Below are 15,190 nucleotides of genomic sequence, written 5' to 3'. Positions count from 1 at the left end.
CGTGAAGACCCCTGCAGCTGGCGAGATCCTCACGCTCACGTACACAGCTGCACCCCGCACTACCCTCCCCAATCAGAAGCGCCCGGGGCGAGGTGCCCGTGCGCAGCCATTGGCGTAGCGGTCAGCCTGCACTCTCGAAGGCCGCGAAGCCCCTAGAGCTTCCCAGCGAGGACCATCGCGCGCATCGCGATCTTGCCGGCATTCATGATCCCGTATCGGTCTTCGACCCGCGCGGCGAGCTCGTTCACGGATTCTCCTGCTTCCGCGGCACCGAGCACGCTGCCGAGCAGCACCGATTGATCGTAGACATCTCCGCCGGGGGCTAGGAACTGCGCCATCAGCTCTTCGGTGGGAGTGAGGGGTTTCCCGCGCAACGGAGTGCTCACCTTCCATCGAGCATCCAGGCGGTTCAGCGAGTACCACTTCGCTCTCGACCGGACGGAGCTCGGCGATAGTTTGACGCCACCTTTCCCCGACGTCACGGCTGCGCGAGCCCAGATATTTCCCCCCGCTCCTTGAGGCTTCTGGAAGGTCATGTCGCTGCGCGCGATGACGGCCATCGGCTGCAGCATCAGGGTAAAGACGCAGGAGTCATGGACCTCGAGCCGGATCCGGCTTTCGTCCTCTCCCCAGCTGCCGCCTACCAGCTGACCCGACACTCGCAAGTCCTCCGCACCCTTCGAGCTGAAGAGCAGCGCCGGGCTGAGTACCGTCACCGGGGTTCGGCCCTTGTTGATCACGGTGATGACAGCGACATCGAGTGCGGGACCGTCCAGTCTGTATGGCATCCGCCAGTCGATGGCATCGGGGTTCTCCATATCTGCCGGAGAGGCACGTACCATCCGGAGGCCATCGGTTCGGCCGAGCTCGAGCTGCACCTTCAGGATGCTGCCGCCCCATACCCACTCCCGGACAGCCCAGAAGAGTGCCACAGCCGCGACGACCAGGATCCCCACCTGCACCAGGTCGGCAAGAGGATTAGGGGCCGGCGCGACGCAGGCGAGGGCGGCTAGACAGATCACGTGGCCTCCTGGCGGTCACGTGATCTTACCGAGGCCGACGCTCTGCGCTTCTCCGGACATGTTCGGCACGGGTCACTCGTAAGGGAGGGCGCTTCGCACAATCTTCAACGCTCCTGCTCGAGCAGCCTCGGCGAGCACCCTGCCGTGAAACAGTGGCCCTGTTCGGTACATTGATGCGACCGACTGGATCTGTCACGTATTGAATCGTCTCGCCTCGAAAGACCACGAATGGAGCCCCCATGGCCCAGGACTACCCGCTCGAGGAACTCAGTCCGCGCGCTTTCGAACAAATGACGATCGCCGTGTGTGAGGAGGTGTTCGGTCCAGGGCTTGAAGCCTTCGGGGCGGGGCCGGACGGGGGGCGCGAGGCCACCTTCCGTGGGCTCATTCGGTGGGGCACCGAGCCTGACGATCCGAACGTGTGGGATGGGTACACGGTGATCCAAGCGAAACAGCGCGAGCATCACTCCGTCGATCCCGCTAACAACCTCTCTTGGCTTCTCAAGCAGATCGACGCGGAACTCGAGAAATGGCTGGACATGTCCAGCACCCGGGCTTCAGTCCCGGACCACCTCCTTTTCGTCACGAACGCCCGCATCTCGAGTGCGCCGGGCGCCGGCATCGACCGCCTCACCGCGCACCTTGCCAAATGGTTGGACAACCCCGCGTCCGGCGACCCGAGAGTCACCCTGCGAAAGCGCGGCCTTCGACAGATCCGGGTGTGGCACCGAGACAAAGTCAACTCTCTTCTCACCGCGCACGGATCCGTGCGCAACGGGTTCAGGGCTCTCCTCACCGTGGGTGACCTGCTCGAACGCCTCACTCAGATTTCCGACACCTTGAGGCCCGACGAGCTGCATCCCTTCTTACACACCCACGCGGGAGCGGCGCTGTCCGCCGAACGCTGGGTCCATTTTCAAGAAGCTGGCGGCAGCGACCGCGAGTCCGTCGAGCAGATCGTCATCGACCTGAAAACTACCGACGAAGACGCAACGGAGTCTACGGTCCTCTCCGAGATCTTCACCCGGTCAAGCGCTGTGCTGAAACCCATGATGGCCGATCGGGTGGAGCGCCCCCACGTCGTCATAACCGGACGAGCAGGAAGCGGCAAGAGCACCATCACGAAATTCGTCACGCAGGCATTTCGCTCACAATTTGCGGCAGAAGAGTCTCTGCCACCCACCGCTCGGCACGTCCGCGAAGCAACCGAGGCAGCATTCCGCGGCCTCGGGACGGATGGTCCTACCGGGCGGCGATGGCCCGTGCTCATCAGGCTCACGGATTTCGCTGCGGCCATCGGGCCGAGCGGCGACCTCATGCTGCTCCGATTCCTCGCCGACACGATCTCGCGCCGGGCCGACATCGACATCAAACCGAACGTCCTCAAACGGTGGCTCACCTCCTGGCCGTCGATCATCATCCTCGACGGGCTCGATGAAGTGACCGCGCTCGAGGTCCGCCCACGAGTGCTCGACGCGATCACCTACTTTGTGGAAGACCTCGAGAACAGCAACGCCGACCTCCTCTGCATCGTCACCACCCGCCCCTCCAGCGACGCGGAACGATTCATGCCCGAACGATTCCGTCAACTTAACCTCACCTCCCTCGATCGGGAAACAGCAGAACGCTACGGGCGCATGGTCACTCAACGGCGCCTCGCCGACGATCCGGACCGCCGAGACCCACTCCTCGCGTCCCTGGAACGTCAGTTCTCACTGAGCACGATGCAACGCCTCATGAAGACTCCGCTCCAGGTACTGATCATGACGATCATCCTGGAGCGAGTCGGAACACTGCCCTCGGACCGCTACCAGCTCTACTCCCAGTACTTCGACACGATGTACACGCGCGAAGCAGGAAAACCCACCACCCTGGCACCCCTCCTCGCGTCACAGAATCACGCCATCATCTATCTGCACGAAACGGTCGGCCGGGTCCTCCACATCAAGGCGGAAACTTCCGGAGGCGAAAAATCGGTGATGCCCCGCGGGCAGATGCGCGAGCTTCTCGACGCCCGACTCACCGAACTCGAACACGACACAGACCGCCTCCGAACCCAGATCGGGGACCGGATCATGCAAGCCGCAACCGAACGGCTCGTCCTCCTCGTGCCCGCCGAAGACGACGGGTTCGCCTTCGAAGTCCGCAGCCTTCAAGAACTCATGGCTGCTCGGTCACTCGTGAAAACCAACGACGCCAACCTTCGCACGCGGCTCATCGCCCTCGCCCCCAGCCCGCACTGGCGCGCAACCTGGGTGTTCATGGCCGGATACGTATTCTCCAACGGCACCGACGAACAACGAGAAATGATCGTCCACATCGTGGAGAACGTCGACATCGGCGAGACGTGGCCCGGCTGGTTGAGCCCGATCGGCCCCGAACTCGCCGCTGCCCTCCTCGACGATGGCCTCGCCACCCAGACACCTAAATGGCTGCGCCGACTCGTCCAAGTCGCCCTCCGAGCATTGACCGGCCCGGCACCACGCAACATGCAGGCGTTCGCGGACGGCCTCACCGCAGCAGCCAGCGCCGATTCCACCACACGAAGCCTCATTCGCAACACACTCATCCAGGCCCTATCCGGGACTCCACGAGCAAGTCACACCGCCCGGTTCCTCCTCGCGATGACCAAGCTCGACGCAGGGATCAGTCAGGCAGCGCTCCGGGACGCCACAGAACCGATCTTGTCGAGAACCTCCGAGACCTTCGACTGCCTCGGCACCGTCCTCGAAGACCACATCTCGTCGCTGCCAGAACCCGGCGACGCGGTCGTGGCCCTCAGACCCCTCCTCGATGCTTTGAACTTCTACCACGCACCACCGTTCGGCAGCGGCGAGGTCGGCGTGACCCTCGTGCACAACGACACCGTCACCGACAATTCGACCGCGCAACTGATCGACGACCCACACACCGCCGCACTCCTCGAAGTCCTCATCGCCTCTCTCCCCCTCGAGAGCTGGCGCGTCCCGCACGGGGTGTCTGTCATCTACGAACGCGGCGCCGGCCGCCGCCCCGTCTCCGACCAACTCGACTGACCGTCACGAAACTGCACGCGAACCCCAACCGCCGCGCGCGCCGCACACATGCACGGAGACGAGTGGAGATGAAGTCGGCCATTTCGGACTGTTCCCCACTTCGGCGACGCGGGTCGTGGTGCCGATCTTGCCGCTGGGCCTGACCAGACCCCGCTCAGCAGCCGGTGGCGACACCGACCGGAGACTAGGGACGCTTCTTCGACCCAATCGACTTGAGCCCGCGGCGTCCACGGAGTAGACCGAGGTCCCGTCCTTGGTGCGGTCGTTCGAGCCGGCTCAACACAGCGTGTTGGGTCTCTGGCGTCCAAAAGATCGTGAGGCGCTCTCGAGCTCGGGTAACCGCCGTGTAGAAGATGCTGTGTGAGAAGCGGTCCTCGTTGGCGTCGGTGATCACAACCTTCACGGAATCGTACTCGAGACCTTGCGCCTTGTGGATGGAAACCGCGTAGGCGACTTGGAACGGAACCGTCTTGCTATTGGACTCGTCCTCCTCGTCGGTACTCCCCTGCTCCGAAACGGAGAAACGGACCGTCGAGCCGCCGAGCCACTGCAATCCGGAGACTCGCGCGACATCAAATGCCGTGAGTATCCGATCTAACTCGATGTCAAACTGGATCTGACCGGGGAAGGTTTCGATTCCAACAATCGTTCCTTTGAGGTTGTTGTAGATGACTCCTCTGAATCGCGAGGTGTCCCCGAATAAGACGGGGTCGCCGATCTTGTACGTTGAGACGCCCCAAACGGTCGCTTCGCCAGGATTGCCGCTCTGGAGGAACCGGTTGATGTTGTTGATGCCGTATAGGCCGTCGTAGTTGAGGCACAGGATGATCTCTTGGTCATTGCGCGGTGCGAAGAGGGTCTCGTCGAGCACGGCTGAGTAGCCGTAGTGAGCCAGCAACTCTTCGATGTTCGGCTCGATGCCGCGCACGGCATCCCAGAACTTCAGTAGCTGGGCGCTCTTCGTGCGGTAGGGGCTGGTGAGCTCGAACACCGAGGAGTCCGGCAGGAACGCCGGAGCCAACGTGAACCAGTTGCCGAATTTTATTGATTCGATCTGGTAACTGTCCCCGACAAGAACAAGTAGTTCGAACGACGTCCGCCGTAGCACCTGGAGGAGATCGTCGTTGCTGACGATGCTGCACTCGTCAATGAACAGCACGTCAAATTCGGTGCCGGTGTCGTTCCAGAGGTGGCTCGCGATCGTTCGAAACGTGGAGTTCTGGGCACTGACGCGCCGCTCAAGGTTGTTCTTCGCCGGATTGGTGTGCGCCAGGAACAACTTCCTCTTGTCGTTGAAAAAGTGAGCGATGTGGTCGATCATCGTCGACTTTCCCGTGCCGGCTGCACCGTAGATCAAGGCGACCTGGGAACTCGCGAACAGTGCTTTGAGCGCTGCCTCTTTCACCGGATCATCCACGTTCACCGTCGGCGTCTCCTCAAGCCATCGCTCGACCGCCTCGGTATATCCGCCGATCCCAGATTTGGCGTGGGCCTGAAGTTCTTCGATGATCTCGACCGAGTCGTCTTCGTACTCCTGGACGAAGACGTGCTTCTTGTCGTGGACGAGGTCCCGCGCCGGGCGGTGCCCGTGCCAGAGCTTGCTGTTGAAGGTCGCGATCAAAGCGTCAATGTCGCCGAAGCGCTCAAGCTCCTCATCGGGTGTGTAGAGCATGCCGTGCTGCTCGACGTTGTTCTTTACACGACGAGCAAGCAGCTCGTGGACGCGGTCACGAGTGTCCAGACTTTCGACCAGGTCGGAGAACGTGACGTTGTGCTTTTTCGGCGAGGTGCAGAAGGGCATTGAATCGAATGGCTTGCATCCGCGATCCAGGTTGAGATTCGAAAGCAGGCTAGAGGTTTGAGAGCTGTACTGCTGCTTGAGGATCAGGTTATTCATCCTGAGCATGAGGTAGCGGATCATGTTGTGCCCGGGGCGATGGCGGGAAATCAGATCGCGGGCCCTCTCAAGCACGGGAAAGATCGCCGCCTTCTGGACGCGCCGCGTGGCATCCTCTCGTAGCCCCGCAAACCTAGTGTCAGGAAGCGCGACGACATCGAGGAGTCCAGTCTCCGTTCGAGTCAAATACTCCATAAGCACGCGGTACTCACTGGACCCTGACGATACCTTCGACGCCACTCCGAACAACCGAGCGAAGTTGTCGAACTCGCACGGACGAATCGAGACCTCCCAGTCCGTGATGATGGTGATCGGCATCGTCTGGCCGAGCACGTCGATGGCTTCGGAAACCACGGTAAGGTTCGCCGCGTACTTGTCCGTCATCTCGATGTCCGTGAAGGCAATGATTCGGTCGACCTTCTGCAAGTGATCAGTCGTCGCGCGGAAGACTACCTCGTAGAGAATCCGCCCCTTCGTGAAGATCGGCCGGATTCGATGGACGTAGTACCGGTTCCGAACACCTCCTGGTGTCGGATTGGCGCGGACGGCATCGATCCGGGCGGCGATCTTGCGGTGGTACTCGCGAAGTGAAGGATCGAGGTTGACCGGAAAATCCTCCAGATTATTGAGCGTCTCAATCTTGCAAGCTGCCCGCAGCAGCAGGCGTAGCCTGATGAGGTACTCGTAGTACTTGAGCATCAGCCGCTCGGAGGTGTCACCATCCATCGTGTAGTGCGACACGCTCTCCTGTAGCAATTTGTGGAAACGGTGCAGGAACTGAACGCGCTTCGGCGCTGACCCGATGGCGACCAGCGCCGCCTGAATCGCGTCGTAGTCGTAGTCAGCATCAGCACGGCCCGTGTGAAGGCGAACCGCTGCTCCCTCTACGAGATTTCGAAGGTGTGACAAAACCACGAGCGACATAAGTGCACGATCGCCTTTCAGCGCAGCGATGCTGTCACAGATGGCACGATCGGCGCTACGGATCTGATCATCGACTGTTCTCATCGCCGCCCCCTTGCAAGCCTCGTCGTGTCCAACCTGTGGCTCGTGCCAGAGCGCTGGGATGGATCGCTGTACGCTCAAAGTACCGCGCGTGGTTGCAGTACGTCACGAACTAGCCGAGTTCCGTCCAATCTTCAGCACGTACCTCGGCAGCCGAGCTACGCTCGAGCACTTCATAAATTGACGAGCCACCCCTACATCCGGCATGTACCCCACCGACCAAGCGCACGAGGCTCTCAACGCACGCGGCTTCTCCCACCCGAAGGAGACACTCCGGCGCATCACTCGGCACCCGGCGTCGCTGACCACTCACGCTTAGCCACTTCCACCTCAAACTCAAGGGGGTCGTAAGCTCGCGCTATGACGATCTCGGAGCCTTCGTCGGACACGTCAAGGCGGCTGCACGTCCAAACCCCCGAGCACTTACGGGGAGATGCCTGATCATGGATAGACGCTCGCATCAGCGCTCCGCACTGCTTGTGCTCGACGTCGATGGCACGATCTCCAGGATCCACCGCGAGGAAGAGCGCACGCTGCACCAGAACGCACAAGGCTGGCGCTCCTGGATGACGGTCGACGATGACCTCGTGGACGCGCTTGACGATCTCGCACTGCGAGCCGACGTGCAGTTCGCGTGGTTGACGACTTGGCCGCGCGATCAGGTCGGCTGGTTGATCCGCGAGCCGTTACGCGGCAAGCTCAATGGCCCTTACGTGCCCTGGCAAAACTGGCCAAAGAGTGGATGGCGGACGATGAGCCTCATCTCGCACATCCGGCAGACGGGCCCAGATGCGGTCGTGTGGGCAGACGATCGAGCTCCCGAGGACGCTGAGCAACGGCTAACCGCGATGACGGAGGTCCCATCGCTGGTCGTCCGCCCCGACAAGTTCGTGGGCCTCACCCTTGCCGATGTTGGGCAAATTGATCAGTTCCTAGACGAGCAGCTCGTAGTCTGAACGTCCGCCAGGCAGGGCGGCCCTCATTCGGATGCTTCCCCGGCCTTGGCACGAGCGTGAGACGCGCAGAGTGCCCACACCCACATTCGGATCGTGTAGGTCCTCGCCGGTGCCCCGCATTCTTCGCAGGTCCTCGTGCTCTCCCACTCAGCAGCAAGGATGGCGTCGCTGAACACTTCGTTGTAGTCGTAGACGTCGTCGGATGCACGAGCGTAAAAGCTGAGAGAGCCAAACTTTGATTTGATCTGCTGAACGACGTAGCCCGGAGCGATCGCCGCGAGCTTTCTGTCAAGCCGGTCGAGAAGCGGGTACCAGCCGGAGCTCACATCGATGAGCTCAGGCCAGCCAGGTTCGATGCGAGCAATGATCCGCCGAAGCCCCGGCGGAGCGTTCTCAGTCATATCGTCCCCTCCTGATCGACGTTCTCCGCTCTAGACGACTCGAACGGGCTAGTGGTGGTTCACGGGTACATCGGCTCGATGGGAGCCTACGTACCTTCGTTCGTTTCGTCAGCCACCTCCAGCGGTTCCGCAAGCAGGACCAGTGTGGAATGCTTCGAACCGTTACGGGCAACTAGGGACGCTCGGGACTGTTGCCGCCGTCGAGAATGCTCACGGAACGCGCGCCCTACGCGCAGACTGCGCATCACGGCCCTGTCGAAGCTAATCATTCCTCGACGACGCCACTCGATAGCGGCGTGACCTCGAAATCCCGTGACCGCCCGTCGGCGCTCCATGAACTCGAGTTCTGGGAAAGGACCCGGCAATCCACCGGTGTCGGGCAGCAGGTGGGTGAAGAGTTCGGCGAACGTCGGACCGAGGCCCGTGCGGCGTCGAGTCTGCGCGATGAAGATGGCGGCAGCCAGCGCCCATTCCTCCGCGGTGTCATCGCCGGTGAACTCTTCGAACATGTACACCCATTCTGTAGGCGGCGGACTCGTGATGTCCTGCCACCAGATCGGGAACGCCTCACACATGACGCACACCATCACATTTCGCGGTCGCATGCACGGGCCGATCCCGCGGCGCGACCGCCAGTCACCGGGATGGGCAGCACACGTGCAGGGAGTAGCGGAGCAATCCGACGAAGATGATGATTGTTTCGTATGGCCTCCCAAATTATGCCATACCGATTAGGCCAAGCATGAGAGCCCGGATCTAGACGCTTGGAAGGTGCGCCAGCGGAACGACGACTTGGAAGCAGACTGGGATGCGTTCGCGCAGCGCTTCGCCACTTCCCTTCGCACTGCTCGCCACAAAGCCAATCTGAGCCAGGAAGACGTGGCCTACCGCGCCGGGCTGACCCGGTACACGTATCAGAAGTACGAGAAGGGCGAATCACGCCCCGGCCACCCGGCTAACCCGACGTTGCGAACTCTCCTGGCTCTCACCCAGGTGCTCGGCATCACCTTGACCGATCTGGTCCCGGGGAACGCTCCCGATCTTCGAAGTCGCTGAGCGCTGTTCAGGCCCCTGCGTGACCCACGGTGCATCGTCGGCCCAGCCGGGAACGATGCGCCGGGATACGACCCGAGATGCAGGTGCCGCACGCACAGAACGCTCCAGGATGTCCGCTCTTCTGCCGGAGCGCGTGATGTGGCGCAGGAGAACCGCTTTCTCACGGTAGGACGCTTCCGCGACCCCCTTCTCAAATGGCGTTTTCGATACCGTCGCCCCGCTCGACTTCGGCATTCGGATCGCGGTGTACATCGCGGCGCGGTGAACCGCTACGACCGTGGCTGCGGTCGATTCCAGTTCCGCCGTCCGGCTTCCACCTCCAATGCCTACGACGAGCCCGATAAGCCCTTCGACCTGCTGGGAGTCGCTCTCGGCGAGTGCAAACAAGCTGAGCGTGACGTCAGGGTGCGTTAGCGTCACGAGCAGGTCAACTGCCGGCGCATACGAGCACGAGGCTCGGAGCCAGCGCGCGTCAGGTCGCTCTTGCCAGCTGTCGATGATCAAGCGCAGGGCAAGGTCGTATTCGCCCGTGTGCATCGTCACTCCACGTCTCCAAAGGACTCCTGAAATCGACTGTTCGGCGCGATGGCACGCCGACGGGGTGGACAGGAGTTCATCTTCACCGAGGAAGTGCCATCGACGGTGGCGAATGCAAAACCCACCTCCCCTACTGAACACCTCAGTCGGGTTTCCGTCGCTGCATACCAAGCACGCGGAGCGAGCGCGATCAACAACTTCGCACGTGGCGCAGCGTCGAAGCATCCACCGAACGTGGTGGCAGCGCCGATACAGACGGAAGCGTGCGCGCTCCTTGGCGAAGTACCCGGGAGGCAGCGCACCGATTGCCTCAGTCGCAGATGTGAATCGAGCGTTGGTCGAGCTCGACCTGTTGGCACCAACCGTCCGCTCCAAATAGTGGGTGAGCGCGCTGAGATCGAGCGAGTTGGCGACGGCCAACCTAGCCAGGAAACCGGCAGGCGTCTCCCCGGGCAGCGGAATCACACGACAGGGAAGAGTTCGCATGCCTACCTCGACCTCAGTTCCACACGATGGTTCAGCACATGCGCCCTGATCGCCTTGACCCTCGGAAGCATGCGCCTGGCAGCGGGCGTAAGCACGCAGCCGCCTTGCGTCGCGACCGCGGACCTGCCGATCCAGAGTTCCCGTCCCTGAATTCTCAGGCTGTCGAAGATGCCGTCCACGGCGCGATGCCCTAGAGAGTGCGCGGCGACTACGCGATCGAACAGCATTGCCAGTGCGTACCCACCGAGACCCTGCGACATCAGAACGTTCGCGAGACGAGCGTCAGTGAGCCGCGCAGTGAGCGCGATTCGCCGCGGAAATTGAAGAATCTCGTCATCCAGAAGTTCAGCTGCGCACCCACCTTCGAGATTTCGCAGTCGCAGCAACTCCGCGGCCGCATCAACTTCGGGTGACCGATACGGCACACCTCGAAGAGTGAGAGTTCCATTCAGCAGGCGTTGCGCGAGCAGGTGCTTGTGCCTCCCCGGCAGGGGAATATCTCGGCCGCTTCCGTGCCACCTCCGGTGTCGCACGCAGACCGGACCGTGCATACGCGCGACTGTGACCTGATCGCCTCGGGCGCACCGTCTGCAGAGAGCCACAGCTGCCGGAATCATGCGACAACTCGGGCATTCGACTTGACGCGTGGCGCCACCATGTCCACAGGCGCGACCGCCGGCTTCGCGGAGCAATGCACCATCCGGAAGCCCACCCAACGCCTCGATCTTCCGGAGGGCGCTTCTCGGTGTCACCCGAATTGGGAGGGTTCGATCCTCGCGTCGCAACGCCAACCAGAGGTCCTTTTCGCCGATTGCATTTGCGGCGCAAAGCCGCGCCCAGTAGCTCGCCGCCGTTTCTCCCGGATACAGGCGAACGGAAGTCGGAAGCCCGGGACGCGAGGTCATGCCGCACTCACAGGCGTTCGCGATCGTCGCGGCTTGCTTGTGTGGAGCGTTGCGGCCGTCTGACGGCGGGCAAGATCGCGTTCAAATGCGGCCGAATCGAGCTTCTCGGTTCCGTCGTCCATCGCGCTCAGGGCAGCGAACTGCAAGAGGTCCTTGAGCAGTCCGATCTCCCCGCCCGTCAGCGCGTGCAGTGTCGGCGCCGCGGACAGAATCGATCCTGGCCGTTGCTCTGCTAGACACAGTGAGCTCTCCATGGCGAGAAGCAGATCACCCCAGCGAGCCTTCTCCGCGGTCGAGATCAAAGGAAATGGTAAGGCCACGTGCACTTCGAATCGCTTCCCGATCTGCCCACCACGTGAGCCGTCGAGAAGTCCGGTCCCCTCAACTGCGATTCCGGCGTAGACGAACGTGCCTCCACATCGCTCGGAAAGCTGCTTGAGCATGTCTGATGCCTCGACGTTCTGCCGGTACTTCAGATCGAGGTGATGCACGTCATCGACCAAGACAAGTTCGGTGGAGCATCTGCGCAGGGCGTTCGAGACCGCTTCCAGCAGGTCCCCGTAGGTCATCCTGCTGAGAACCGGGAGACCAAGGAATCGGGCGAACTCATGCATCAGAGCTTTGGCTGAGCACTGGGCGGGTACCGCGACATACACGACTGGGAGCATGCCCGGCCCCGCAGCCGGGTGGCCGGTGTCTCGCCGCCTGCGTTCGTGTGCTCTACCGATCTCGACTAGCGAAGTAGTCTTGCCCTGGCCTGGCTCCCCGAGAGGATCAGGCCTAGCTTCCCGACTCGTCGGTAGGCGTTGAGCATGACGCGATCCCGCACGGCTCGCTGGAAGGCTTCGAACTGCGGTGTCCGCACGAAGGCGCCTGCCTGCGAGTATTGAGCTCGTCCCTGGTTGTATAACGCGCGGTCCCCGAAGCTCATGGCCCGAAGCTCCTCGGATGTGACCGGCGCCGGGCGCTCATACGCGGTGTCGACGTGCTCGCGCCAGCCTTCCTTGGTCGCGATCTCGATCATTCGTCGATCCTCCGCCGCACCTCGTCGAGCCTGTCTCCGATGAGAGGGAAGCCACCGGTGTTAGGCCATTCCTCAGTAGAGGTGGTCTCGATGGACGAATTGTCATCGTCAGCAGGTCGTTTCTCGTCCTCGATGCCCTTCACACTGGTGAAGTTCATCGGATCTTCAGCGATCGCTGCCAATCGAGCGCGCTCTCGCCCGCTTCGCTTCTGACCGTTGCTTCGAGGGGCCGGATTCCCTTGACCGGCGAACGCCTTGATCGCCATCGCAAGCTCGCGACGTTCAGCATCGAGATCCGCGACACCACCGGAGCGCGACGTGCGAGCGTACCGCCAGACATCACCCAGCATCGGGAGTTCATGGACCTGATTGGACCATCTCAGAGGGATGAACTCGCCGTCCCGCTCGAGCCAGACGACGTGCAGATTGTAGGGGTCTACGCGGATCGGCCATCGGCCGTTCCGCGCTTTGTCAGGAGACTTGCGCCTCCACAGGCCTTTGAGCCGCTCGGAGTTGTAGACGCGGTTATCGATGCGCACGCCGTAGCGGTTCAGAACTCGGTAGTCCACAGGTAGCAGCGCGATGTAGTCGTCTCGCGTCAGCGGTACGTGGAGTTCGGGCACGTAAGCGCGGAACGCGCGACACATCTCGTTCGGCGACAACTTGATGCGCGGATGCAACGGGTCCCGCAGTCCGTCATGCGGACGATTCTGCCACTCGACCGCGATCCAGTCCTCTAGGAGCTCCTGGGCCTGTGCGATCGTCAGTAGTTCGTCGGATTCCGTGTCTGTGTCGCGCCCGCGATGTTCGACGCTGCGGCCGACATATCCCTTCACATGCTGCAGCAGCATTGAGTTGATTGCCCCGAACGCTCGCTCTACGTGCGGTTTGTCCGTTGGTGTGTGCGGCGCCGAGGTGATCAGCGAGATATTCAAGGTTTCACACGCAGCGCGGAAATGCCGCGACAAATAGTTTCGTCCGCGGTCGGTGGTGATCGTGTCCGGAAACACATACGGCTGCGCGATACGCAATCGCTCAAATCGCTCCTGATCGATCAGTTGATCGTCAGCCCATGCCGTCGAAATCAGCTGTCGGGTCTCGCGAACCCCTTCCATACGCCGGCCATAGGGCACCAGGGCCCGTGCAAGGACAGCCACCAGGTCGACGCTCTTCGTCCCTTCGGGGCGGAGCATCGCGGCAAGAATCGAGCGCGTTGCGACGTCAAGGAGAATCGTCAGTTCGGGCCGGCCGACGGTTTCGTCATCGATCCGCAACATGACATCAATCCGCGTGGAGTCCATCTCGACCAGTTCGCCGGGACGCAGTGCGGTGCGAGTGCCGAATGTGCCGTCGGGTTGAAGCGCAAGCGACTCGCGAGTCTTGGCCGAACCGAAGGTGAATTGCCCGTGCTCGTCTGCTTCGAGAAGTCGGAAGAACGTCGCTCGGCTCGGCAGCTTCACCGCATCGCCGTGGAGACGTTCGACGCGCCTCATGATTTGTTCGATCGCTGTAGTTCGACTCACAGTCGAGGCGCGGCTCTTTCCTCCGAGTACGTGGTTGATGGCCTCGACGAGGCGTGGATCCCATGTGCTCTTGCGTGGGGAGCCTTTGCCTGCAGTGGTCGTCCCCTGCTCTCGGAACGCTTTAAGCCGACGCTCCACGGCGCGCGTGGAGACAGTTCTACTTAGGCGCACCTCCAGCCACTCGCGCTCTGCTTCAACAGCCTTCCCGACCCCGATCTCTTCTCGGGTCGCCTCGATACGTATGCAGGATTGCAGCCACGCATCCATGTCCGGCGTGATGTCCTGCACCTGCAGAGGAAGGTTCAGCAGACCTGAAGTGTCGCTAGGCACCGGTGTTGCATCATGTCGAAGCTCGTCGAGAGCGACTTCGACCTCACTTCCGTCCTCATCTCGGAGCATCGCCGAATCCTTCTCGATGAACAAGACCGAGAACTTGCGTTGACGCCACGTGAGCGACCCGCCAACTACAACCCGCATTACACGCTCCTTTGCCACACGATCGTTCTGACGTTGAGGGCTTGATCGAGATCTGCCTCGAGCGCCCCTGACCAGAGGTGCGCGTAGCAGTGTGCGAAGCCCTCGGATCCGACGCCGAGCAGCGCAGCTACCTCAGCCAGGGGCAGCCCATCTTCTGGGAGCATTGGCAGTTCTTCGCTGCTCGCCCAGTCTCGAAACGGGCCCAGGAATCGGAGGTTGGCCTCGCGGACTACCGATTCCGCGTCATAGACGACATACCGCCAGCCGCGCTCAGCGGCGAACACCGCTGTCATGTCGAACTGTCTTCTGACGTCGTCCTTGATCTGAGTCGCCGGCTTGACGTCCATCAGCACGGCGTGCCCGTCGTCCAGACGCACGAAGTAGTCCGGGCAGTGCTCGCGCGGGCCGTCGGGTGTGGTCCATCGGATCCACATGGGCTGGCTGGCGATCGCAACCACGCCCGGGGTGCGGTCCAATTCGATGAGGCAGCCCCGCTCCGTCAGCGACTCGAATCCGACAGACGCGCCAAGCGCACCCATCCAGTGGTAGCCGTCGTAATGACGCTTGAGCCGCCAACTGGGAAAGTTCCGAACGGGATCGCCTCGTTCGAAGGGCACGCTGTCGCAGTCGACGGCGTCGAGCTCTAGTTGCACGCCATCGAGACGGTACTCAACGCGAGCTCGCGTCCGGTTGGCTTTAGTGGTGGGAGGAACAGGCCACTGCTGAGTCAGGTCCATAGGGATCCAATCGACATCGACGGATACTTCCTATTCGGCAGTCAGCCTCTCTCCTGGGGAGCGGTACTGGCCTATGTCCTGAGCCCTGACAAAGATGCCCCGACTGGGGATCTGCTCACGGGCAGACTA

At 62.0% G+C, this 15,190-nt stretch carries 13 protein-coding genes; 3 read left to right on the top strand and 10 right to left on the bottom strand.

All coding sequences use genetic code 11. The features are described 5' to 3' along the window. Positions 1-152: 152 nt before the first annotated feature. A complete protein-coding gene (locus FVO59_RS08275; protein ID WP_153243567.1) occupies positions 153-1,022 on the bottom strand; it encodes a hypothetical protein in 870 nt (289 codons plus the stop codon). Between the two features lie 239 nt (positions 1,023-1,261). Here FVO59_RS08275 and FVO59_RS08270 point away from each other — a divergent pair, with 239 nt between their 5' ends. Continuing rightward, the gene (locus FVO59_RS08270) at positions 1,262-4,057 is read left to right on the top strand and encodes an NACHT domain-containing protein (protein WP_046746359.1); all 2,796 of its coding nucleotides are present in this window, start codon (positions 1,262-1,264) and stop codon (positions 4,055-4,057) included. A 184-nt stretch (positions 4,058-4,241) separates the two neighbouring features. Here the strand turns inward: FVO59_RS08270 and FVO59_RS08265 are convergent, their stop codons facing one another. Beyond that, a complete protein-coding gene (locus tag FVO59_RS08265; RefSeq protein ID WP_062635597.1) occupies positions 4,242-6,962 on the bottom strand; it encodes an ATP-dependent DNA helicase in 2,721 nt (906 codons plus the stop codon). A 476-nt stretch (positions 6,963-7,438) separates the two neighbouring features. Here FVO59_RS08265 and FVO59_RS08260 point away from each other — a divergent pair, with 476 nt between their 5' ends. Then, positions 7,439-7,915, top strand: coding sequence for an HAD domain-containing protein (locus tag FVO59_RS08260; RefSeq protein ID WP_045264198.1), 477 nt, complete (start codon positions 7,439-7,441; stop codon positions 7,913-7,915). Positions 7,916-7,938: 23 nt separating this feature from the next. On the opposite strand, the gene FVO59_RS08255 is transcribed toward FVO59_RS08260, so the two are convergent. Then, positions 7,939-8,316: a hypothetical protein gene (locus FVO59_RS08255; RefSeq protein WP_045264199.1), complete on the bottom strand. Its 378-nt coding sequence runs from the start codon at positions 8,314-8,316 to the stop codon at positions 7,939-7,941. Positions 8,317-8,402: 86 nt separating this feature from the next. Further along, a complete protein-coding gene (locus FVO59_RS08250; protein WP_156149170.1) occupies positions 8,403-8,825 on the bottom strand; it encodes a hypothetical protein in 423 nt (140 codons plus the stop codon). A 262-nt stretch (positions 8,826-9,087) separates the two neighbouring features. On the opposite strand from FVO59_RS08250, the gene FVO59_RS16670 reads away from it, so the two are divergent. Then, entirely contained in the window at positions 9,088-9,372 is a 285-nt protein-coding gene (locus FVO59_RS16670) for a helix-turn-helix domain-containing protein (protein WP_197073245.1), read from the top strand. Here FVO59_RS16670 and FVO59_RS16665 read toward each other — a convergent pair. The 6 genes from FVO59_RS16665 to FVO59_RS08220 all read right to left on the bottom strand — a co-directional run bounded on the left by FVO59_RS16665 (position 9,253) and on the right by FVO59_RS08220 (position 15,061). Continuing rightward, positions 9,253-9,915, bottom strand: a complete 663-nt coding sequence (locus FVO59_RS16665) for a hypothetical protein (RefSeq protein WP_045264201.1) — start codon at positions 9,913-9,915, stop codon at positions 9,253-9,255. The two genes, FVO59_RS16670 and FVO59_RS16665, sit on opposite strands and share 120 nt — an antisense overlap. A 482-nt stretch (positions 9,916-10,397) precedes the next feature. After that, positions 10,398-11,300, bottom strand: a complete 903-nt coding sequence (locus FVO59_RS16750) for a TniQ family protein (RefSeq protein ID WP_153243565.1) — start codon at positions 11,298-11,300, stop codon at positions 10,398-10,400. Then, positions 11,297-12,028: an ATP-binding protein gene (locus tag FVO59_RS08230; protein ID WP_259363530.1), complete on the bottom strand. Its 732-nt coding sequence runs from the start codon at positions 12,026-12,028 to the stop codon at positions 11,297-11,299. Before FVO59_RS08230 ends, FVO59_RS16750 begins: the two co-directional genes overlap by 4 nt. 5 nt (positions 12,029-12,033) lie before the next feature. After that, positions 12,034-12,324 carry a hypothetical protein gene (locus FVO59_RS16465; RefSeq protein WP_259363097.1) on the bottom strand — a complete coding sequence of 97 codons (291 nt, stop codon included), beginning with the start codon at positions 12,322-12,324 and terminating at the stop codon, positions 12,034-12,036. Beyond that, positions 12,321-14,246, bottom strand: a complete 1,926-nt coding sequence (locus tag FVO59_RS08225) for a TnsB C-terminal domain-containing protein (RefSeq protein ID WP_156172595.1) — start codon at positions 14,244-14,246, stop codon at positions 12,321-12,323. Before FVO59_RS08225 ends, FVO59_RS16465 begins: the two co-directional genes overlap by 4 nt. A gap of 77 nt (positions 14,247-14,323) precedes the next feature. Then, a complete protein-coding gene (locus FVO59_RS08220) occupies positions 14,324-15,061 on the bottom strand; it encodes a TnsA-like heteromeric transposase endonuclease subunit (protein WP_182252215.1) in 738 nt (245 codons plus the stop codon). Between the last annotated feature and the right edge of the window lie 129 nt (positions 15,062-15,190).

The organism is Microbacterium esteraromaticum (assembly GCF_014084045.1).
GTDB classification, from domain to species: domain Bacteria; phylum Actinomycetota; class Actinomycetes; order Actinomycetales; family Microbacteriaceae; genus Microbacterium; species Microbacterium esteraromaticum_D.
Note: the sequence above shows the minus strand (reverse complement) of the source record. Positions and strands in the feature narration are given on the sequence as shown.

Bases quoted from the DNA above. Each gene is read 5' to 3' on its own strand.
- FVO59_RS08270 (WP_046746359.1), top strand. From the start codon at position 1,262: ATGGCCCAGGACTACCCGCTCGAGGAACTCAGTCCGCGCGCTTTCGAA.
- FVO59_RS08265 (WP_062635597.1), bottom strand. From the start codon at position 6,962: ATGAGAACAGTCGATGATCAGATCCGTAGCGCCGATCGTGCCATCTGT.
- FVO59_RS08255 (WP_045264199.1), bottom strand. From the start codon at position 8,316: ATGACTGAGAACGCTCCGCCGGGGCTTCGGCGGATCATTGCTCGCATC.
- FVO59_RS08250 (WP_156149170.1), bottom strand. From the start codon at position 8,825: ATGTTCGAAGAGTTCACCGGCGATGACACCGCGGAGGAATGGGCGCTG.
- FVO59_RS16750 (WP_153243565.1), bottom strand. From the start codon at position 11,300: ATGACCTCGCGTCCCGGGCTTCCGACTTCCGTTCGCCTGTATCCGGGA.
- FVO59_RS16465 (WP_259363097.1), bottom strand. From the start codon at position 12,324: ATGATCGAGATCGCGACCAAGGAAGGCTGGCGCGAGCACGTCGACACC.
- FVO59_RS08225 (WP_156172595.1), bottom strand. From the start codon at position 14,246: ATGCTCCGAGATGAGGACGGAAGTGAGGTCGAAGTCGCTCTCGACGAG.
- FVO59_RS08220 (WP_182252215.1), bottom strand. From the start codon at position 15,061: ATGGACCTGACTCAGCAGTGGCCTGTTCCTCCCACCACTAAAGCCAAC.